This is a genomic window from Sporosarcina sp. 6E9, assembly GCF_017921835.1.
Lineage (GTDB): Bacteria > Bacillota > Bacilli > Bacillales_A > Planococcaceae > Sporosarcina.
The window spans coordinates 1,506,319-1,526,807 of sequence record NZ_JAGEMN010000001.1; the positions used below are offsets into that span (position 1 = coordinate 1,506,319).

Sequence of the window (20,489 nt, forward strand, 5' to 3'; positions counted from 1 at the left end):
CATAGAAAGACTGCCACAACTGTCTGATTATAATTCGTTATTTTTATGAATAATATTTCTTTACAACATCTGCACAGCGCGTACAAATCTCCGGATGTGTTTCATCCTGACCGACTGTTTCAGAAATTGTCCAGCAACGATCGCATTTTTCACCATCCGCTGGTTCAACTAGAACACTTACCGTGTCAAGTTTAAGCGCATTTTCCGGTGTAGATGAAGCGTCGCCTTCGATGAATTTCGATACAATGAAGAATTGTGCAAAATCGATATCATCCGCTTTGAAGATATCGTTTAGTTCTTCAGGTACGAAGACCGTCACTTTTGCTTCTAACGATTTCCCAATGCCTTTATCATTTCTTGCGACTTCCAGTGCTTTCAGTACATCGTCTCTGACAGCCATCAATGTTGCGAAGCGCTCAACGAGTTCCTTCGCTTTTTCGCCGAAATCTTGCGCTTCCGGCATATCTGTCAATTGAACACTTTCCTCTTCGACATGCTCAAGATGAGACCACATTTCTTCTGCTGTATGCGGCAGAATCGGTGCTAATAACTTCACCAAAGCAAACAATGAATCATACATAACTGTCTGCATTGAACGACGATGTGGGTGTTCTTTATTTTCAATATAAACAACATCTTTTGCAATATCCAAATAGAATGAGCTTAAAATACCGGTACAGAAATTATTTACTGCATGATATACAGCTGCAAATTCATAGTCCTCATATGCCTGACGAACTTCTTTGATCAAACCTTGTAGTTTAACGTAGACATATTGATCAACGGGACGAAGATTTTCGAATGCTACACTGTCTGTATTTGGATTGAAGTCAGATGTATTTCCGTGAACAAAACGGAATGTATTACGGATTTTTCTGTATACTTCTCCGACTTGTTTAAAGTTCGAATCCGAAACGCGAACATCCGCTGTGTAGTCTACTGAAGAGACCCATAAACGAAGGATTTCAGCGCCAAATTGGTTCATTACTTTTGCCGGTACGATGACGTTACCAACAGATTTACTCATCTTCCGTCCATTTCCATCAAGCGTAAAACCGTGGCTTAATACGCCTTTATACGGTGCATGGCCGTTCATCGCAACGCTTGTCGTAAGTGATGAGTTAAACCACCCTCGGTACTGGTCGGATCCTTCAAGGTATAAATCAGCCGGAGAGACAAGATCATCTCTTTCTTCAAGAACGCCTTGATGCGTTGATCCTGAATCAAACCAAACATCCATAATATCCGTTTCTTTAGTGAATACGCCATTCGGACTGCTTTCATGCGTAAAGTTTTCTGGAAGCAAGTCTTTCGCATCCCACTCGAACCAAATATTAGAACCGTGCTCGCGGAACAATTCCGATACGCGAGTAATCGTTTCTTCCATAATAATTGGATCGCCATTCTCCGCATAAAAAACCGGAATTGGAACTCCCCAAACACGTTGACGTGAAATCGTCCAGTCTCCGCGGTCTCGTACCATATTGTAAAGACGCGTTTCTCCCCAAGAAGGTGTGAACTTCGTCTCTCTAATTGCTGTTAATAAGTCATCGCGGAAAGCTTCGATGGAAGCAAACCACTGTGCAGTTGCACGGAAAATAACAGGTTTTTTCGTTCTCCAATCATGTGGGTACGAGTGTGTTACGAATGATAATTTTTCAAGTGCGCCGACATTCTCTAACGCTTCTGAAACTGCTTTATTTGCATCTTCATAGAATAGACCTTCAAACCCAGGTGCTTCATCTGTCATAAAGCCTTTGTCATCGACTGGATTTAATGCGTCAATACCATAAGTACGAGAGACATAAAAGTCTTCCTCCCCGTGTCCTGGTGCTGTGTGAACGCAACCTGTACCTGCATCAATTGTAACGTGGTCTCCGAGCATGATGAGTGAATCACGATCATACAATGGGTGTTTGGCTTTGATGCGTTCTAATTCGGCGCCTTTTAGTACACGTTCTACTGTATAGTCTTCCCAACCGATTTCGCCTGCCACGAATGACAGTAAATCTTCTGCAATTAAGAATTTTTCTTCTCCGACCTTAACAATAATATAATTAAATTCCGGATGGACAGTAATTCCAAGGTTTGCTGGAATTGTCCAAGGAGTCGTCGTCCAGATTAAAAACTGGACATCATTTTCGAGTACGCCAAGTCCGTCATTAATCGGGAAGCTAACATAGATAGAAGGTGATCTTTTATCATGATATTCAATTTCTGCTTCGGCCAATGCAGTTTCACTTGATGGTGACCAATATACAGGGCGCAATCCTTTATAAATATAGCCTTTTTTAGCCATTTCCCCAAAAACTTCAATTTGACGCGCTTCGAATTCAGGTTTTAAGGTAATGTAGGGATTATCCCAATCTCCGCGTACGCCAATGCGTTTAAATTGTGTACGTTGGTTATCAATTTGTTTAAGCGCATATTCTTCGCACATTTTACGAAACTCTGCAACTGAATGTTCGTGACGCTTTACGCCCGTATTAACAAGCGCTTGCTCAATTGGCAAACCATGCGTATCCCAACCCGGAACATAAGGTGCGTTGTAACCAGTCATCGATTTAAAACGAACAATCATGTCTTTCAGTACTTTGTTAAGCGCATGGCCCATGTGTAAATCACCATTTGCGTATGGCGGTCCGTCATGCAGAATAAAAAATGGTCGATCCTTCGTACGTTCTTGCACCTTGCCGTAAATGTCCATCTCTGCCCATCTCGCTTGCATTTCAGGCTCTTTGTTCGGTAAATTCCCGCGCATCGGGAATTTTGTATTTGGCATCAATAATGTATCTTTATAATCCATTAAAAATCCTCCTCATAAAATAAAATAAAAAAATCCCGTCCCTAAAAAGGGACGAGAATTACTCGCGATACCACCCTACTTGCAGCTATTAAATATGCTGCCACTCAGATACCATAACGGAGGTATATCCGGGGTTGCGTACTCTAATTCCGCAAACCAGCTCAAGAGTGATTTTTCATTTCCAGTGTGTATTCCAGGCTCTCACCATCCCTGAATCGCTTTATACAACAGCAGAAAATTACTTTCTCTATCCTTGCTCGTCAACTATATGAAGTTTATGTTTTGGTACTAACTGTATATGCACAAAATTGTTTACTGACAATATATGCTCATAATTATAATTCTGAACATAAAAGGTGTCAAGTATTAGTATTATTGACTTTACCGCTCTTCTGCTACTTTATGAAGTTGCTCCGCATCCACTTTATATTCGAGCAGATCATCCCAGTCATTTGACTGGACTAAATCCAATTGCGCTTCTATCAGCATTTTAAAACGATTCCGGAAAACTTTAGATTGTTTTTTCAAGTCCTCTATTTCAACCGCAATTTTCTGTGCACGTGATAGTGCTTCGTTAACAATGCGGTCTGCATTTTTCTCCGCTTCTTTAATAATCAACTTCGCTTCTTTCATCGAATTACGACGAACATCTTCTGCAGCTTCTTGCGCCGTGAGAATCGACTTTTGGAGTGTCGTTTCAATTGTATTGAAATGAGTCACTTGTTCTGTTGATTGTTTTAAACTATTTTCCAACGCCTTTTTTTCTTCAAGTACATTTTCATAATCTTTCAGTACTTGTTCCAAAAATTCATTGACTTCATCCTCGTCATACCCACGAAACATTGATCGACTAAACTCTTTGTTATGTATATCAAGCGGTGATAATGCCATATGTCGAATCCTCCTATTACCTTAGTAAATTTCATTATACATAAAATCAGTCAAAATGACATCAGTTATCAGTATTTTCACTTATAGTTTGTAATGATTATTCTAGATGTCCCGTTAGAAGTCGAACTTTATCTTTCTTGGTTCTTCCTTCTACAGCAATTATTTTAAATCGACCGAATCCTCGAATAGATAACATATCCGATTCGTATAGTTCTGCTGATGGATCATTTTGCGTGGCCCAATTTACTCTAACTTTGTCTCTACGGATTATTACGGAAGCTTTTTGTCGCGAAAAATTTAATAGTGATGCAATAACTGCATCTAGTCGCATTGAACTAACGATTTGCAACGATTCAATCCATAAATCATGCGTGACAATCAGCTCTTCTTTGTTTGTAACTTCTTCAACAGAAACTTTTGCTTTTCCAATGGATGTAAAATTCGCTGTCAAATAGTCCTTCATATCGGAAACCACAGCAAATTGCACTTCATCCCCAGCGAGTTGTATATCGCCAAATTTAGCTCGTTCGATTCCAAGCGACATAAGTGATCCAAGAACATCCTTATGCTCGAGCGTTAAAAACTTAGTTGCATATTTCACACGAAATATCGTCACTTCAAAATCATTTGGTTCGGGAACATAATAACTTGGAAAAAGTAATACCCTCATTCTTTCACTTTCTGGATATGCACCGTAAGATTCGACCACTATATCAGTTCCGCCTATAAGCGAATCCAGGATAAAGCGCTCCCTAGGATCGAGAAAATCAGTCAATTTAGGCGCATACGAGTTTTCCACTTCCCGTACCCACCCCATAGCCATTTCAATGAAAGGTTGTTCATCTTTTCTAAAATGTTGCATGATTGCATCCACGGCCTATACTCCTCATCTACGCTGCAAAAACTATCCAAAAAATTAATTGTCTAATTTGATTAGCTATTTCCATGTTGTTTAAAAAAACCTCACAACTGTGAGGATTTAAAAGTTGTTAATAAATTGCTTGAATAATCATATTAAAAACAGTTGCAACCCCTCTGTCAATAAAACGTAAAGCGAAGATCGCAACGATTGGTGAAATGTCAATCATGCCCAGTGGCGGGATGAACTGACGGAAAAAAGATAAATACGGTTCAACAATTTTACCCAATAATTGACCGAATTTACCTTCGCGCATTGATGGTACCCAAGACATTAAAATATATGCGATGAGCATGAAACTAAATAATGTAATTGCATTACTTATTACATTTGCTAATATTACTATAAATTGAACCATTATAAATCGTACACCTCATCTAGTTTCTATTGTTCGAAATAATCGGATATGGCCCCGGCAACTTCAACATTATCTGGAACACAAAGGAAAATATCTGTTCCGATACGTTGAATATCTCCGCCAAGTGCATAAACAGTACCGCTCAGGAAATCAATAATGCGAACGCCTTGATCTCTTTCAATACGCTGCAAATTAACGACTACGGCTCTTTTGTTTTTCAGGTGCTCGGAAATGTCTTGTGCTTCAGCATAAACTCGCGGTTCAATTAGAATGACTTTTGATGACTTTTGAACGCTTTGTAAACTGACAACTCTGTTTGGTTGTTGCTCAGTTTTAACTGATTGTTGCGCACGTGCTTTTGTCCGTTTCGGGGGTTCAATCGGACGCTGTTCTTCTTGCTTCCTTTGGGGTTCTACATCTTCAATTTCTTCGTCTAGATAAAAGAAGTTTTGGAATTTGTTTTTAAGACTCATCTGACACCCTCGCTTTCTGCTCCGACTAGTGCAGTTCCAATACGTACGAACGTCGCGCCTTCTTCAATTGCAATTGAATAATCATTTGACATGCCCATTGAAAGTTCTGTACAAGGCGCATGTTGCATATTCTTTTCCATTAATTGATCTCGTAGAACGCGCATCTGACTGAAAACCGAACGTATTAATGCTTCATCTTCAGTATTCGGCGCCATTGTCATTAAACCGACGACACGTATCTTATCATATTCAGCTAGATCATTTATAAAACGTTCTAGATCCTGTGGTGTAACACCCGATTTAGATTCTTCGCCCGAAACATTTACTTGCACGAAACAATTAATGGGTTCAGCGGCACGTTTTTGAATTTCTTTCGCAATGTTTATTCTACTTAGTGAATGTAAGTAGCTAATGTTTCCAACAATATCCCGAACTTTTCTGCTTTGGATGTTTCCGATATAATGCCAGGAGACATCCGCGTCCTGCATATTTTGTTGTTTCTGAACGAGACCTTCAGCTCTGTTCTCGCCAAGATCAACGATTCCCTCATTCACAACTTCTGCCGCTCTTTGTTCGGAAACGCTTTTTGTAACAGCGACAATCGTTACTTCAGATTGATCTCTTCCAACTTTAGTACAAGCTACTGAAATATTTTCTTTGATTTCTTGTATACGTTTTTGAAGATTGCCCATTCTAATCACTACTTTTCATATATCTTTCATTTCATTGTACCAAGCAACGCTTCACTTTTCAATGAAATATCATTCTTTTCCACCTTTCTTGCCAACGAGTACGATATCTTTACCGATAATTGAAATGTCCTTCAGTGGAATTTTCTTCACATTTTTTTGTTTGGAATCAAAAAACAGACTTCTTTCTCCAATATTAACATGTAAAGATTCTACTTTTCCGTTAGCAATATCAATTGTCGCGTCTTCAACATAGCCTAGGAAAGAACCTTTCGTAGCGTCAATTACTTCTTTTTTTTGAATTTCAGAAAATTTCATATCAACACTCCTTTAATTGAATATATGCTTATAAATAAAAAATAACGCAATGCATTGGCTGCATTGCGTTAAAAGTAATAATTACGGAGATTTATGAAGTCTTTGCAACATACATCTTATAATCGAATTTATATATCTTGTTCCATGCCATCTCTAATTGTCTTGATTGCACTCTTTTCAAGCCTTGAAATTTGTGCTTGCGAGATACCAAGTTCTTTAGCAATTTCCGTTTGCGTCTGTCCAAGGTAAAATCGTTTTGAAAGGATATCTTGTTGCCGTTCGTTCATTGATGAAACCGTTTCTTTTACCGAAACATATGTCAGCCATCTTTCTTCTGAAACAGTTTTATCTTGTAGTTGGTCCATCAAAAACACCGGATCACCTTCGCCCCCATTCATTGGTTCATGGAGCGACATTGGATCTTGGATTGCATCTAGGGCATAAAGAATTTCGTCAGCCGGTATTCCTGTCGCATCTTCCAAATCAGAGAGGCGCGGTTCTGTTTGTCTTTCATTTATAAATTCTTCTCTTGCTCTCATTGCTTGATACGCGATATCTCGAAGTGATCTGGATACCCGAATTGCATGATGGTCGCGTAAATGCCTTTTGATTTCTCCGATTATCATCGGAACAGCATACGTTGAAAACCGAACATTGTGTTTCAAATCAAAGTTATCAATTGACTTTAAAAGTCCAATGCATCCAACCTGAAATAAATCGTCCGCCTGTTCACCTCTATATATAAATCTTTGAACTAGGCTTAGAACTAAACGTAAATTTCCAATTACAAGTTCTTCCCTCGCGGACATGTCACCACTTTGCAATCGGACAAATGTTTCTCTCATTACTTCGTTCGAGAGTAATGGCAATTCAGATGTATCGATTCCGCATATTTCAACTCGTGTACGTGCCATTCGCTATTCCTCCACATTCTGTAGATGACTGTACGAAATAGTCTATCCGCAGAATAGCGAAATATGCGAAAATCAATCGCTCCAAATTAAACCATTATGCAATGGGATGATTTAACATATCACGTAATTCCATGATGATTTTTTTCTCAAGTCGCGATATATAAGACTGAGAAATACCGAGCATTTCAGCTACTTCTTTTTGAGTCATTTCGACTTTACCAGTTAATCCAAAACGGCAAGCCATAATATAACGCTCTCTATCATCCAGTGTCCGAATGGCTTCAATCATGTGTTGACGCTCAATTTTACGCTCGACATTATCAATAATTATTGTTGCCTCTGTCCCTAGGATGTCCGACAATAATAGCTCATTTCCATCCGCATCCGAATTTAGTGGTTCATCAAAAGATATCTCCGATTTTGTTCTGTTAGTTTTACGAAGATGCATTAGTATTTCATTTTCAATACAACGGGAAGCATATGTCGCGAGTTTAATGTTTTTATCTGGCTTAAACGTTTCAATCGCCTTTATGAGTCCAATTGCTCCAATACTAATAAGGTCTTCAATATGTGTATTGGTATTATCAAATCGACGCGCAATATAAACGACAAGACGCAAATTCTTTTCGATTAACGTATCGCGTGCATCCATATCTCCCTCCATAAATGCACGAATTGTTACCGCTTCTTCCTCCCGGGTCAATGGCTTTGGAAGCGCACCGTGCCCTCCAATGTAGTACGTGCCATTCTTTTTCCTTTTAAAAAATGAGGTGATAATCGACAACCACTTTTTTGCTTCATGCAGCATGAACAGTTCCCCTTTCTTCAATTAATGTTTCCATTGCAGATACGTGTAAGATTGCTCCGGCACCATTAGGATAGCGACGATCTTCTTTTGTCAAAACGATATAGCCCTGCTCGAGTTCATTTCCTCCTTCGATTGTCCATTTTTCAAATTTAATGCCGACTGCCCATGAATGCCCTTGTACAGTTAGAAGTTTAATCAGTCGTATATTTTTCAAAAATTCTTCTGGAAATTCGGTTAATGTGGAAGGACCTTGCGGATCCCACGATAATAAGGATTTTTTTAATTCATCTGGGATAATGTCTTCTAACAGGCGAAAAGAGACAAAATGAACAGGTGCTCCTGATAGCGGTTCGGTACAACTATTACCGGAATCGACAAAAACGGTAAGCTGAACTTTTTCATTCCATATGCAAAGTGTCGAGTCAGCAGTTAACTCTGAAACACGTCGTACCGTTCGAACGTCTAACCACTTACTTTTCATTAAGTAAAGGGAAATGTAGGCGACTGTAGCATAGATGAAAATTGATACACTGCCTTTCGGGGTCGATATTCTTGTTTGAAAAACAGTTAGTAATCCGCCCGCAACTACGGCGCCGATTAACACCATTGCTGCAGAGTTTTTCCACTGATCCAGTTTCACTCCAAATGCATAGATTGTCATACACAAAAAGGAAACGAGTATGGCAATCGACGAGGACGGAAAAAAAGTTACTGGTATAGCGCCTAGTAAACTAGCGATTAGCAGACGTCCACGTGTCGAACCTACATTGGCTACTTTATTTGCGAATGAAAGAATTACAAAATTAAACAGCATATTGAGTCCGATAATCAGCTCTCCATACATAGGACGCCCTCCCTATGAATAACATTAGCATGCATGTATTGAAATGTTTGTCGGATTGAGCAATGAAATAAAAAAAACATTCGACAATTATTTTCATATCGGGATTATATGATTGGTCATTTACAAGTATGAGTTGTTATAGAATTCTTCTATGAAATTCGCTTCGGCGCTAAAGAAAGATTGATCTGTATCTTTCCGCACTTGGTGGATGCCTCCCGCGAGAAGCCAGACAGAAGATCACTGTCCTTTATCAAAGCCTGTATAATTTCTGTAAAGTGCACAGAAATTATACAAACCGAACCCTTCGCTGTTCGGTTGGCTACCACTCGGGAGGCGTCTACGCTGGATTGTTCTTGTATATTGTTGTCGTCTCTAATTTGGGAATGTTGATTTAGATAATTTGTAAATAAAAGTTCTTTTTAAGACTATCAGAAAAAATAATTCTTTTGATACACTTTAAGCGAATATGGACTTCTATATTGGTAAGAAATATGCACCTATTAACTTACTTCGTACATTGAAATTAGTCGATTGGAGTGCAGGGTAGCGACTCCCGCGGAAATAAGCGAGACAGCTGAGACCCCACAGGAGCAGCACTTGCGACGAGTAGGCTCAGCGCTCGCCCGCAGGAAAGCGTCCGCCCGGAACGGAAAGCGACGATCCCTGTACTAATGAATGTTCCAGTACAAATACAAACAAAAAAAAGACTTTCTAGTAAGTTATAAACCTACTAAAAAGTCTTTTATGTTTATTTACGGCGTTGACGGTTACGTAAAAACGTTGGAATATCTAATCCGTCATCGGCGTGGTTATTTTGTTGTTGACGAACAGGCTCTGGTTCTTGTTGTTGGTACTGCTCCTGCTCCTCACGTCGTGGTTGTTGACGTGGACGTTCAATCTGCTGTTCACGAGGTTGCGGACGACTCTGAGTCGTTGCACTGAAGCCAGAGCTTCTTGTAGGGCGTGTTGCGACTAATTGCTCCTCAGTAAACCCTGTTGCAATGACCGTTACGATAATTTCATCTTTTAAGTTATCATTAATGACAGAACCGAAAATCATGTTGACATCTTCATCCGATGCAGACGCAACAATATCCGCCGCTTCTTGTACTTCAAAGAGACTCAGATTCGATCCACCCGTAATATTCATTAGAACACCTTTTGCACCATCGATAGACGTTTCAAGCAATGGACTTGAAATGGCTTTTTTGGCTGCTTCTGAAGCACGGTTTTCTCCTGTTGAAACACCAATCCCCATTAGCGCTGAACCCTTATTTGACATGATTGTTTTTACGTCAGCAAAGTCAAGGTTTATTAGGCCAGGGACCGCAATTAAATCAGAGATACCTTGTACACCTTGTCGAAGTACATTATCCGCTTCGCGGAACGCTTCGAGCATTGGCGTGTTTTTATCGACAATTTCGAGTAATTTATCATTCGGAATAACAATTAGCGTATCTACGGATTCCTTCATCGCAGTAATACCGCCAATGGCTTGCGTTTGACGTTTGCGTCCTTCAAAAGTAAATGGTCTAGTTACTACACCTACCGTTAGCGCACCTAGCTCCTTTGCAACTTGAGCGATTACCGGCGCAGCACCTGTACCTGTACCCCCGCCCATTCCGGCAGTCACAAACACCATATCTGCACCACGTAGTGCCTCTTCAATTTGTTCCTTACTTTCATCCGCTGCCTTTTTCCCAACTTCTGGATTAGCTCCAGCGCCAAGACCGCGCGTTAGTTTCGTTCCAATTTGTAATTTAACTTCTGCAGATGATAGATTGAGTGCCTGAGCATCTGTATTCACCGCGATGAACTCTACGCCTTCTACTCCATGCTCTATCATTCGGTTTACAGCATTATTCCCCCCGCCTCCAACGCCTATTACTTTTATGACTGCGAGTGAGTCATCGTTCGTTTCAAATTCTAGCATCGTTACTCCTCCTTATCCTACTTACAAGATTGTTCGTTTATAGTATTCAATTATTCGAAAAAGTTATCGAAAACTTTCTTTGCCCGATTAAACAAACCAGGTTTGTTTGCATGTTTTCTTTCAGGTTGTCTATTCGAGTGGGTATGCGTTGTTGCAGATGCCTCGACAAGCGAAGCGGGCGGCGCATCGGAAGTTGCACCAAAATAAGCCTCATGCATATAAGCATATTGGATAAGCCCGACTGCAGTCGTATACATTGGTTCCCTTACACCAATGAATTCTGGTGTATGTACACGAACGCGCGATTTTAATATATGTCTAGCTAACTGAAGAATTCCGTCAAGCTTTGTAATTCCACCAGTTAAAACTACTCCGCCAGGCAAATCATGAACCCCCATCTTATATAGTTCTTCTAAGACAAGTTCAAAGAGCTCTGCTAATCTTACTTCAATAATCTCTGATATGTACCTTTGGCTGTATTGATCCTTTGAGTCGGCTCCGATTACCGGAACCTCGAAAAGTTCATCGTCAGAGGCATCATCATAAAATGCATGGCCATATTGATGTTTGATTTTCCTAGCTTGTTCGGTTGGTGTTTTTAAAATAATCGATAAATCTTTTGTTATGTGGTCACCACCGACAGGTATAACGCTTGTAGACATGAATCGATCATCACCAAAAATCGAAATGGTCGTCGAACCTCCACCTATATCGATAAATGCAGTTCCGTGATTTTTTTCATCATCTGAGAGCGCAAATGTTCCCGCAGCCAAAGGCTGTAAAAAGATATCGCGTATTGTTAATCCGGCGCGTTCAACGCATCGTAAGATATTATGAAGTAAGGTCTTAGATGTGGTAAACAACGTTCCGTCCATTTCTAAACGGACGCCAATCATACCTCTCGGATCTGTTATTTCTCCATAATCATCTACTATAAATTGTTTTGGGATAATATTAACAATTTCTCGTTCTGGAGGAACAGACATCACTTGGGCCGATTGCATAACCCGATCAAGATCCTCGTCTGTAATTTCGCGATTCTCTGAACTAACCGCTACTACGCCTTTAACGTCTTGAAGTACAACTCCATTGGCTGGTATGCCTAGAATTACTTCATGAATTTGCATACCTGTCATTCGCTCAGCTTGGTCAACAGCTTTTTTAATCGATTCGACAGTGGCGTCAATATCAATTATTGTTCCTTTGCGAATTCCGGCTGATTGAACGTTCCCTACTCCAATAACATGTAGAGTCCCGCCATCAACTTCACCAATTAGTACTTTTACTGATGATGATCCTATATCTAATGAAACGTACAATTCTGATTGGTTCAATGACTGGCACCTCCAAATTCAATTGTTATATACCATTCTATTGCATTATAACAGTATTGTCTAAATAATTTTGGCATAATGTAAATGTTTCCTTTCATTTGGCATTTTCCACATTGGAATCTTGTCTTTTTTCCGTCCATTTGGCAAGAAGAATTCTACGGATAACCGCGATATTTTGAAATAATCGTACACCAAATGCAAATATAGCTGCTAAATATAAGTCTACGCCAAGATGTACGCCCAAAAATGCAAGACCAGCTGCAAGCGCGATGTTAAAGAAAAATCCTGAAACAAATACCTTATCATCATACACTTGCTGTAAATGGGCGCGTATACCGCCAAACAAAGTATCCAGCGCAGCTAGAACGGCGATCGATAAGTAATTGCCATAAACTTGCGGGATATGTAGATCTGATAATAGTCCAAGCGTTACACCAAGTATCAACCCTAAAATTGGCAACCACATGGTCATTCCCCTTTCGGCAATTCTTTTAAGAACAAATTAGTGTATCGCTCTTTCCAGCCACGGATTTTAATTTCATTCTTAGGCTCACCAATTTCTAAGTTTAAATTATCAAGATAAAAATCATCATGAATTTCTGAAGCATGCAATGTATTAAAAAGTTTTTCAGCGTCAGCGAAGGTTTGGGTTATAATCTTCAAATTTATTGGTGGGACCGATACATTCAAGCCATCCACAGTTGTTTTTCCGTTAATATCCCGAATTGAACTTAACGTGGTGAATCTTTTTCCGTCAATTTCGATAGAATTTCCTTTTATGCGATTTATCTCATTAATAAAGCGCGTTAGTAAGTCTGGGGAAATTCCCTCAATAGGCAACCCGAATGCTACACTTTCCATGGAAGGACGTATTTGAATGACCAACCCTGGGCCTTCGATATCCGTCATGCCCGCTTGTTCATAAAGGTTGTCCACTGTTTCCAAAAGTACTTTTCCGGCATTTTCTTCTTTTGAAGCTTCGTATGTATCGATTGTCTTATCCAATTCGCGGAGGTCACTTAGTAATTCAGAGTGGATTTTCTTTTCGGCAGCTAATTCCTGCCGAATTGCCCAAACGTCTCGTGTATCACGCACTTCAGGTTTTTTCACTGTATTATACTGAACAGCAACCATAAACCCTACTATGAGCAAAACAATCGAGAATTTGAATTGATTTCGCACCTGGGCTTCCTCCTTCGCGTCTAGCTTATTCCCCCAAAGCCGCCAATTTCATTTCTTTAATTTGCTCTGTCGTAACGACAATGTTATCGCGTATTAAACCGTCGATAACCCCTCCCTTTAAATATAAAGAAGAAGCTAGTACATCTGAATCACCGATGGCTTCGATTACAAATGGAGCCGGAAATGTTTTTCCATCCACCGTAATCACCGGGCCTGTACACTTTATAAAGGAGTTTGCTGTAATCCGTTGACCATTGATTGACAAACCTTGCGCCCCTGAGATTCTTAATTCATTTATAACTTTAAAAATGTGACTCTCATGGACAATATAATCATTTGGATTTTGTTCTACTGGATCATAATCCGCATCTTTCAGTATTATTTTGATACCCGGACCAGTAGCAGGAATTACACCAAGCAGCAAGCGAAGATCTTTTGCTTCTTCAACTAAGTCAGCATGAGCTTTCTCCTTAGCGGAAAATGATTGCTCATAGGACCGTATACCTTCCTGCTTGACGCCGATTTCATCGGAAAGTTCCTTATTTCGTTCTTTTTGTAAAATTAATTCTTCTCGATATTTTTCTTCCGCTAAGAATGAATCAGATACCGGACTCATTGTCTCCTTACTTTTCCCCAATGTCTTATAGGAAAATGCAAGGATAAAACCTAGCACTAAAAATACGATTGAAAATAAAATATGCCAACCTTTTTTCCTGTAGGCATCATTCATCTTCTTCGGCACTCACATCGCCCTCCTCACTTATACCGTATACTTTACTATATGGCGTGAAAAATGTGCCGACTTCCATATCGATTACGCCTTTTTCGTGATCATGCAATTGTGCTGTGATTTCTGGATAATAAGCCATCTTTTCAGCGAAAGTCGAAATCATGGCACGCACTTCGTATCCATCATACATAAAAATCGTCAAGTCTGTTGAGCCATGTTTATCGTCATTCATAATGATTTCTGAAATTAATTGATAGACATTATTTTCTATCTTTAAGAGTTGCTTCGTTATTTTCTTCCTGCTCACGGAATCGTCAAAACCATTTAGGATAGGAGCTTTGTCACTTGGCTTTAATTCATCTGCTGAAAATGTTTCGCCATTTGCAAGTAATAACTTAAATTGACCTTCCTTTTCCAAATAGCCTATCGTATTCCATTCAGTAATATTAATATCAATATCATTAAGCCATTTTCGAGTAATAGAAACTTCTTTTACAGTTTCGAGGTTGCCAAGAACTTCCTCGGTCTTATTTCTGGTAAATCCCCAAAAAGACTTGTCCTTTATTAGACCGCTCGTTTCTATGTAAAATTCTTTATCATGTAAATTATTCCCTGTCACTGTTACATTATTAATTTTGCTGAAGGGTGATTGAAAATAAAGAATGACGAGGAGAGCTAAAGCAAAGATTGACAATATAAAGATGAATTTTTTATTGGTTCTTCTGCGCCTTTTCTCCCGCATTGACGGAATTCGTTCTTCTATATCGATGACTTTCTCCATATTGCTCCCCTCCTATTCACTATGTTTTTTCATTCATAAAATGCATGACTACTCCAACTGCTATCCAAGTCGTCATAAGTGATGAACCACCATAACTGATAAACGGCAGCGTCACCCCCGTGACTGGCAATAAACCTGAAACTACACCGATGTTTAAAAAGGTTTGGAATAGAATCATTGACCCCATACCGGTTACAGCAAGAAATGAAAAGCGGTCCTTTGATCTTATGGCAATTCCAAATGTTGCTACGAGAAGCACTATGAATAATGAAATTATTATCGTAGCCCCTAAAAACCCTGACTCTTCTGCAATAATCGAGAAGATGAAATCATTCTGAGGCTCAGGCAAATACAAATACTTTTGCCGACTATTTCCATAACCATGTCCAAAAAGGCCACCTGGAGCAATTGCAAATAAGGACTGTATGCCTTGAAATCCAGTGCCCAGTGGGTCGTTCCATGGATCGATATATGATTTTATGCGATCGAGTCGATACGATGCCGCTGCGATTAACCCGATAAATGCAACCAAACCTGTAACACCAATTATTGTAAAAAAACGTAATGAATAACCGGCTACAAATAACACGATGAACGCTGAAACGACTAGAATGACAGTTGAACCAAGGTCGGGTTGTAACATGATTAACCCGGCTGGCAGTAAAATAATACCTATATCCTTAAGATTGAAGACGTATTTTCCTTTGCTTCTAAACCGAAGACTACTTGCAAGTTTAGTAATCACAGTTATTTTAGCAAATTCCGCTGGTTGTAAACTCAACGGACCAAATACAATCCAACTTTGTGAACCATTACGAAAAGCACCAATACCGGGTATCTTAACTGCGATTAGGGCCACTATCACAAGCCAATAAATAATCGTCCACGTTTTTTCTTTTGATGTCAGCGGGCTTTTCATGATAAATAATGCAATGCCCATGGATACTACCATATGAATCGATTGTTTGATAATAAAAGGAGAAGAATTTGCGTAATAAACGGTACCCCAATAAGAACCTGCGGAATGGACAAAAGCCAATCCTATACACGATAATGCGATTGCCGATAAGACAAACGCTATCTTCAATTTCTTTTCCAGTTAACGCATCCTTCCACGGTCAGTATTTTATACTTAAAGGGACATGACTGCCTCTATAAACGCATCGCCGCGAACTTCAAAGCTGACATATTGATCCCAACTTGCGCTTGCGGGAGATAATAAAATAACATCTCCAACTTCGGAAAGGGCATGCGCAAGGCGTACGGCATCTTCCATAGTTCCCGCATTTAATATTTGTTCAATACCGCATGAAGATGCAAATTCAGCAAATCGTTTCTGAGTTTCACCAAGCGCTACGACTGCTTTCACGTTTCCCATAAATGGTCTTAACTCTTCGAAGGAATGACCCCGGTCTAATCCGCCAGCTATCAATATAGTCGGCACGTCAAAAGCAGCAAGCGCGCTTTTGGTAGCCAATGTATTGGTAGCTTTAGAGTCATTGAAATATTTTCTGCCTTGTAACTCTTTCACATACTGCATCCGGTGCTTAACCCCTGTAAATGATGCTAACACATCTTCAATCGCATCTTTATTACAACCCATTAATATTGCGGCTGCTGTTGCAGATAAAATATTTTCAAGATTATGCTGCCCTGGCAATTTAATAATAGAACGGTTAATAAAAGGCGTCCCGTTCCAATATATATAAGTTTCATCGACAGATATACCGATTTCTTTTTTCTCACTAACTGAAAAAGGAATTAATATCGCCCGTGATTTCATGGCAATCTCGCGAACGGCTTCTTGTTCCTCATTGTATATAAAAAAGTCATCTTCAAGCTGATTATTCGTGATTTCTGCTTTTGCTTCAGCATAAGCATCCGATGTTCCGTGATAATCTAGATGCGCATCATAAATATTTGTCAAAATCGCTATTTTCGGTCTAAATGTTTCTGTCCCCATAAGTTGGAAGGAGGATGCTTCAAGCACAATGACATCGTTCGGAGTTGCATGTTCTGCAACTGAACAGGATACTGTACCAATATTCCCCGCAATTAATGGACGCTTTTTACCAATGCTAAGCATATGAAACAGCAAGGTTGTTGTTGTTGTCTTGCCATTTGACCCCGTTATTCCGATGATTTGCGCTTCGCTAATTTTATAGGCAAGCTCGATTTCCGTCCAAACTGGAATTTCCCTTTTGATTGCGTCCATAACCACTGGATTGGTATAAGGTATGCCTGGATTTTTAATGACTAAACTAAATCCTTCATCTAAAATCCCTATAGGATGACCACCACAAATAACTGAAATATCATCAGCTCGTAACTCTGCAGCTTCTTTATTCCCATTCTCAGGGGAAGAGTCATTGACAGTGATATCAGCGCCTAATGAATGGAGTAACTTCGCCACTGCATATCCACTTTTCGCAAGCCCAAGAATCAGTACTTTTTTATCTTTAAATTGCATTGTATTCTTCATCTTATAACACCTCCAACAGTACAGGTACGATTGCCGCTAAGGCTGCAACACCCCAAAATACAAGGACAATTTTCCACTCCGACCATCCAGATAATTCGAAATGGTGATGGATGGGGCTCATTTTAAATACCCGTTTACCTGTCAATTTAAAGCTAATGACTTGGATTATTACTGATAAGGTTTCAACGACGTAAACAATACCAACTAATAATAACAAAACTTCTTGCTTGATAAGGATTGAAATCATGGCAAGAGCTCCCCCCAGCGCTAATGAACCAGTATCGCCCATAAACACTCTGGCAGGCTTGCTGTTGAAGAAGAGGAAGCCAAGCATGGCACCCGAGACCACAAATGTAAATGTAGCTATATCTTCTTGCCCGTAATGAAGTGCAAGTACACCAAACGCCGCGAAGGATATTGCAGAACAACCTGCAACAAGACCATCAAGTCCGTCCGTAATATTGACAGCATTGGAAAAACCAACGAGCCAAAATATTAGAAATGCAATATACATAATTCCAAGATCAATATTAATCGCCGTAAACGGAATAGCTACTGTTGTTTCAAACGGACCCATTTGCAACAGAAAAAACGCAATAATCGCAACGATGATTTGGCCAATCAACTTCTGTAATGAGGTTAAACCAAGGTTTCTTTTTAACACTACAATGATGAAATCATCTAAAAATCCAATCAATCCAAAGCCTACAAGAATTAATAACAATACAATTGTAGGTGTCGTCAAAACATCATCGTATATGTAATCCAGTATAAGGGTTGATAGGATAATTGAAGTTAGGAAAATAAGCCCGCCCATCGTCGGCGTTCCCGCCTTTTTCTGATGGGCTTTCGGGCCTTCTTCACGAATGCTTTGACCAAACTTCATTCGTCTTAGGGCTGGTATGATTAAGAACCCCGATATTATTGATATGGTAAATGCGACAGCCATTGCCGTCAACGTAGTAGCGAGTGTCATGATTTTTCTCCTTCTATTTCTGAAACAGTTATGAACTTAATACTGGTTCAGACTTCGCATAAATTTTTATGGGCATTCATTGTTCATCAACCCAAATGTCATTCTGTATAAACGTGAATAATATCGTCAACAGTGATAAGCGTATCGATTGCAGGAAGTTGATGTTTAACTTTTTCACCATTACCATGCCATTCGATTCGATACGTATAAAGTTGGTTGCGGACGGTCTCCCTTGTCATTCCAGTGAGATCCGGCACCCGATGAGTGATTGCATCTCCCCAACGATATTCTTTTTCAAGTTGATTTTCCCGCTTTGTAATACCGACTACCGGTGCTATTTCTTCGATAATTCTTCCTACAATCGGTGCGGCGATTACGCCTCCGAACTGAACAGAGTTTTTTGGATTATCAATGGCGACATAAACGAGAAGTTCTGGATCATCAGCAGGTGCAAACCCGATAAAGGAAACGATATATTCGCCGTCTTTATAATGTCCGTCTACCACTTTTTGCGCGGTACCTGTTTTTCCGCCAACGCGAAGTCCATCTGTATACGCATTACGTCCAGAACCGTTTGCGACAACTGACTCCAATGCATGCCTAACCTCTTTAGATGTTTCTTCGCTGATGACTTTCTTTTTAAGTTCCGGACCGAATTTTTGAATCGACTTTCCATTAGCGTCTACAATTTCTTTTACAATATACGGCTTATAAAGATTACCGCCATTAATTGCTGCGGCAACGGCTTGAACTTGTTGAATCGGCGTTACCGAAATACCTTGACCGAACGCAGTTGTCGCTTGTTCGACGGGTCCAAATCCCTCTTTTGAAAATAAAATACCTTTGGATTCTCCGGCAATTCCTGAACCTGTAGTTTGACCAAACCCGAAATCCCGAATGTATTTATCTAATTTATCTCCGCCTAAACGTCTGCCCATTTCTACAAAACCCGGGTTACATGAGTTTTCAACGACCTCTAAAAATGTTTGGGAGCCATGGCCTTCTCTTTTCCAACAACGAAGTCTTGCATTGGCAACCATCGTATAACCAGGGTCGTGAAACTGTCCTTTTTCTAAGTCTATCAATTGCTCTTCTAAACTAGCAGCAAGTGTAATTATTTTAAAAGTAGAACCCGGTTCAAATGTCATCCATACTGGCAAATTACGATTATAAATACTAGGATCTATTTTTTGATATTCTGCTGGATGAAAAGTCGGGAAAGATGCTACAGATAATAATTCGCCAGTTTTGGGATTCATCACGATAGCAAGTGCTTGCGTCGCTTCAAATTTCTCCATTGCTTGTTGCAATTCACGTTCAACAACTTTGTGAATTCGAAGATCTATGGTTAATTCGACAGTAGCACCTTTATCTCCTGTTCTAAACCCGTCATCTACATGTGGTAAAGGAACACCCTTCGCATCTGTATATAATCGAATTCGATCACCGGTACCTTGTAGAATTTCATCATAAGCATACTCAATTCCTGCCAGTCCTTGGCCATCGTATCCCGTAAACCCTAGTAATCGTGATAACAACTCTTTGTTTGGATAATGCCTAACAAAATCCACGCCTGTATACAGACCCGCAATTTGTAGTTTGGCAATCTCATCCGCTTGATCCTTCGAAATGTTTTTCCCTTCAGGAGCTATTTTAACCATATAGGTTTTCTTTGATAGTTTCTCCTCAAGAGCTGCAACATCCGTATTCAAAATCCTCCCCAGTGTCGTGGCAACATCTTTTATATCTTTATTTTGGGAAGGCATAAAATAAAGCGTCGGCGCTAATTGGTTCCCGACAATTAGTTCGCCATTTCGATCTATAATGTTACCACGCATTCCGCCAAAAGGAATTTCAAGATCCCAATTCTCTTCTGCTTTACTTTTAAGAAATTCATGCTTAATAATTTGAACTTGAAATAATTTTAGGATAACCATGCCAAATAACAAAATGAAAAAGACGAAGATTGCTCGCAATCTCTTTTTGGACTGTAACTCTATGATTTTACGCAGCGCTGACACACCTCACATTTTCTACTAACTTATGAAGTG

At 39.7% G+C, this 20,489-nt stretch carries 20 protein-coding genes and 1 other annotated feature; all 20 genes read right to left on the bottom strand.

Annotated features, from left to right (window positions below):
* Nucleotides 1–43: 43 nt before the first annotated feature.
* Nucleotides 44–2,806 carry an isoleucine--tRNA ligase gene (ileS, locus tag J4G36_RS07825; RefSeq protein ID WP_210469467.1) on the bottom strand — a complete coding sequence of 921 codons (2,763 nt, stop codon included), beginning with the start codon at nt 2,804–2,806 and terminating at the stop codon, nt 44–46.
* Nucleotides 2,807–2,850: 44 nt separating this feature from the next.
* Nucleotides 2,851–3,069, bottom strand: a binding site (T-box leader).
* 118 nt (nt 3,070–3,187) lie between these two features.
* Nucleotides 3,188–3,697 (bottom strand): DivIVA domain-containing protein, encoded by a 510-nt coding sequence (locus J4G36_RS07830; RefSeq protein WP_210469468.1) that lies wholly within the window; start codon nt 3,695–3,697, stop codon nt 3,188–3,190.
* Nucleotides 3,698–3,794: 97 nt separating this feature from the next.
* On the bottom strand, nt 3,795–4,571 hold the full coding sequence (locus tag J4G36_RS07835; RefSeq protein WP_210469469.1) for a YlmH family RNA-binding protein: 777 nt from the start codon (nt 4,569–4,571) through the stop codon (nt 3,795–3,797).
* 115 nt (nt 4,572–4,686) lie between these two features.
* Nucleotides 4,687–4,974 (bottom strand): YggT family protein, encoded by a 288-nt coding sequence (locus tag J4G36_RS07840; protein WP_210469470.1) that lies wholly within the window; start codon nt 4,972–4,974, stop codon nt 4,687–4,689.
* Between the two features lie 26 nt (nt 4,975–5,000).
* On the bottom strand, nt 5,001–5,447 hold the full coding sequence (locus tag J4G36_RS07845; RefSeq protein WP_210469471.1) for a cell division protein SepF: 447 nt from the start codon (nt 5,445–5,447) through the stop codon (nt 5,001–5,003).
* Complete coding sequence (locus tag J4G36_RS07850) at nt 5,444–6,139, bottom strand: YggS family pyridoxal phosphate-dependent enzyme (RefSeq protein ID WP_210469472.1); 696 nt, start codon at nt 6,137–6,139, stop codon at nt 5,444–5,446. The genes J4G36_RS07845 and J4G36_RS07850 overlap by 4 nt, the downstream gene beginning before the upstream one ends.
* A gap of 69 nt (nt 6,140–6,208) precedes the next feature.
* Nucleotides 6,209–6,454 carry a PRC-barrel domain-containing protein gene (locus J4G36_RS07855; protein ID WP_210469473.1) on the bottom strand — a complete coding sequence of 82 codons (246 nt, stop codon included), beginning with the start codon at nt 6,452–6,454 and terminating at the stop codon, nt 6,209–6,211.
* Between the two features lie 128 nt (nt 6,455–6,582).
* Nucleotides 6,583–7,368, bottom strand: coding sequence for an RNA polymerase sporulation sigma factor SigG (sigG, locus tag J4G36_RS07860; protein WP_210469474.1), 786 nt, complete (start codon nt 7,366–7,368; stop codon nt 6,583–6,585).
* A 94-nt stretch (nt 7,369–7,462) separates the two neighbouring features.
* Nucleotides 7,463–8,176 (bottom strand): RNA polymerase sporulation sigma factor SigE, encoded by a 714-nt coding sequence (gene sigE / locus J4G36_RS07865; RefSeq protein ID WP_210469475.1) that lies wholly within the window; start codon nt 8,174–8,176, stop codon nt 7,463–7,465.
* Nucleotides 8,166–9,020 carry a sigma-E processing peptidase SpoIIGA gene (locus J4G36_RS07870; RefSeq protein WP_210469476.1) on the bottom strand — a complete coding sequence of 285 codons (855 nt, stop codon included), beginning with the start codon at nt 9,018–9,020 and terminating at the stop codon, nt 8,166–8,168. Before J4G36_RS07870 ends, sigE begins: the two co-directional genes overlap by 11 nt.
* A gap of 748 nt (nt 9,021–9,768) precedes the next feature.
* The gene (gene ftsZ / locus J4G36_RS07875) at nt 9,769–10,953 is read right to left on the bottom strand and encodes a cell division protein FtsZ (protein ID WP_210469477.1); all 1,185 of its coding nucleotides are present in this window, start codon (nt 10,951–10,953) and stop codon (nt 9,769–9,771) included.
* 50 nt (nt 10,954–11,003) lie between these two features.
* Nucleotides 11,004–12,287: a cell division protein FtsA gene (gene ftsA, locus J4G36_RS07880; protein ID WP_210469478.1), complete on the bottom strand. Its 1,284-nt coding sequence runs from the start codon at nt 12,285–12,287 to the stop codon at nt 11,004–11,006.
* Between the two features lie 94 nt (nt 12,288–12,381).
* Complete coding sequence (locus J4G36_RS07885) at nt 12,382–12,753, bottom strand: small basic family protein (protein ID WP_210469479.1); 372 nt, start codon at nt 12,751–12,753, stop codon at nt 12,382–12,384.
* Between the two features lie 2 nt (nt 12,754–12,755).
* Nucleotides 12,756–13,469, bottom strand: coding sequence for a DUF881 domain-containing protein (locus J4G36_RS07890; protein ID WP_368668734.1), 714 nt, complete (start codon nt 13,467–13,469; stop codon nt 12,756–12,758).
* Between the two features lie 25 nt (nt 13,470–13,494).
* Complete coding sequence (locus J4G36_RS07895; protein ID WP_210470473.1) at nt 13,495–14,199, bottom strand: DUF881 domain-containing protein; 705 nt, start codon at nt 14,197–14,199, stop codon at nt 13,495–13,497.
* Nucleotides 14,192–14,980, bottom strand: a complete 789-nt coding sequence (locus J4G36_RS07900) for a cell division protein FtsQ/DivIB (RefSeq protein ID WP_210469480.1) — start codon at nt 14,978–14,980, stop codon at nt 14,192–14,194. Before J4G36_RS07900 ends, J4G36_RS07895 begins: the two co-directional genes overlap by 8 nt.
* A 19-nt stretch (nt 14,981–14,999) precedes the next feature.
* On the bottom strand, nt 15,000–16,067 hold the full coding sequence (gene ftsW, locus J4G36_RS07905) for a putative lipid II flippase FtsW (protein WP_246880438.1): 1,068 nt from the start codon (nt 16,065–16,067) through the stop codon (nt 15,000–15,002).
* Between the two features lie 45 nt (nt 16,068–16,112).
* The gene (gene murD, locus J4G36_RS07910; RefSeq protein ID WP_210469481.1) at nt 16,113–17,462 is read right to left on the bottom strand and encodes a UDP-N-acetylmuramoyl-L-alanine--D-glutamate ligase; all 1,350 of its coding nucleotides are present in this window, start codon (nt 17,460–17,462) and stop codon (nt 16,113–16,115) included.
* A gap of 1 nt (nt 17,463) precedes the next feature.
* Nucleotides 17,464–18,438: a phospho-N-acetylmuramoyl-pentapeptide-transferase gene (mraY, locus tag J4G36_RS07915; protein ID WP_210469482.1), complete on the bottom strand. Its 975-nt coding sequence runs from the start codon at nt 18,436–18,438 to the stop codon at nt 17,464–17,466.
* 98 nt (nt 18,439–18,536) lie between these two features.
* On the bottom strand, nt 18,537–20,450 hold the full coding sequence (locus J4G36_RS07920; RefSeq protein WP_483315892.1) for a penicillin-binding transpeptidase domain-containing protein: 1,914 nt from the start codon (nt 20,448–20,450) through the stop codon (nt 18,537–18,539).
* Between the last annotated feature and the right edge of the window lie 39 nt (nt 20,451–20,489).

What these genes read in the sequence shown, in the direction of transcription:
- ileS (WP_210469467.1), bottom strand. Translation starts at nt 2,806, where the DNA reads ATGGATTATAAAGATACATTATTGATGCCAAATACAAAATTCCCGATG.
- J4G36_RS07830 (WP_210469468.1), bottom strand. Translation starts at nt 3,697, where the DNA reads ATGGCATTATCACCGCTTGATATACATAACAAAGAGTTTAGTCGATCA.
- J4G36_RS07840 (WP_210469470.1), bottom strand. Translation starts at nt 4,974, where the DNA reads ATGGTTCAATTTATAGTAATATTAGCAAATGTAATAAGTAATGCAATT.
- J4G36_RS07845 (WP_210469471.1), bottom strand. Translation starts at nt 5,447, where the DNA reads ATGAGTCTTAAAAACAAATTCCAAAACTTCTTTTATCTAGACGAAGAA.
- J4G36_RS07850 (WP_210469472.1), bottom strand. Translation starts at nt 6,139, where the DNA reads ATGGGCAATCTTCAAAAACGTATACAAGAAATCAAAGAAAATATTTCA.
- J4G36_RS07855 (WP_210469473.1), bottom strand. Translation starts at nt 6,454, where the DNA reads ATGAAATTTTCTGAAATTCAAAAAAAAGAAGTAATTGACGCTACGAAA.
- sigG (WP_210469474.1), bottom strand. Translation starts at nt 7,368, where the DNA reads ATGGCACGTACACGAGTTGAAATATGCGGAATCGATACATCTGAATTG.
- sigE (WP_210469475.1), bottom strand. Translation starts at nt 8,176, where the DNA reads ATGCTGCATGAAGCAAAAAAGTGGTTGTCGATTATCACCTCATTTTTT.
- J4G36_RS07870 (WP_210469476.1), bottom strand. Translation starts at nt 9,020, where the DNA reads ATGTATGGAGAGCTGATTATCGGACTCAATATGCTGTTTAATTTTGTA.
- ftsZ (WP_210469477.1), bottom strand. Translation starts at nt 10,953, where the DNA reads ATGCTAGAATTTGAAACGAACGATGACTCACTCGCAGTCATAAAAGTA.
- J4G36_RS07885 (WP_210469479.1), bottom strand. Translation starts at nt 12,753, where the DNA reads ATGTGGTTGCCAATTTTAGGGTTGATACTTGGTGTAACGCTTGGACTA.
- J4G36_RS07895 (WP_210470473.1), bottom strand. Translation starts at nt 14,199, where the DNA reads ATGAATGATGCCTACAGGAAAAAAGGTTGGCATATTTTATTTTCAATC.
- J4G36_RS07900 (WP_210469480.1), bottom strand. Translation starts at nt 14,980, where the DNA reads ATGGAGAAAGTCATCGATATAGAAGAACGAATTCCGTCAATGCGGGAG.
- murD (WP_210469481.1), bottom strand. Translation starts at nt 17,462, where the DNA reads ATGAAGAATACAATGCAATTTAAAGATAAAAAAGTACTGATTCTTGGG.
- mraY (WP_210469482.1), bottom strand. Translation starts at nt 18,438, where the DNA reads ATGACACTCGCTACTACGTTGACGGCAATGGCTGTCGCATTTACCATA.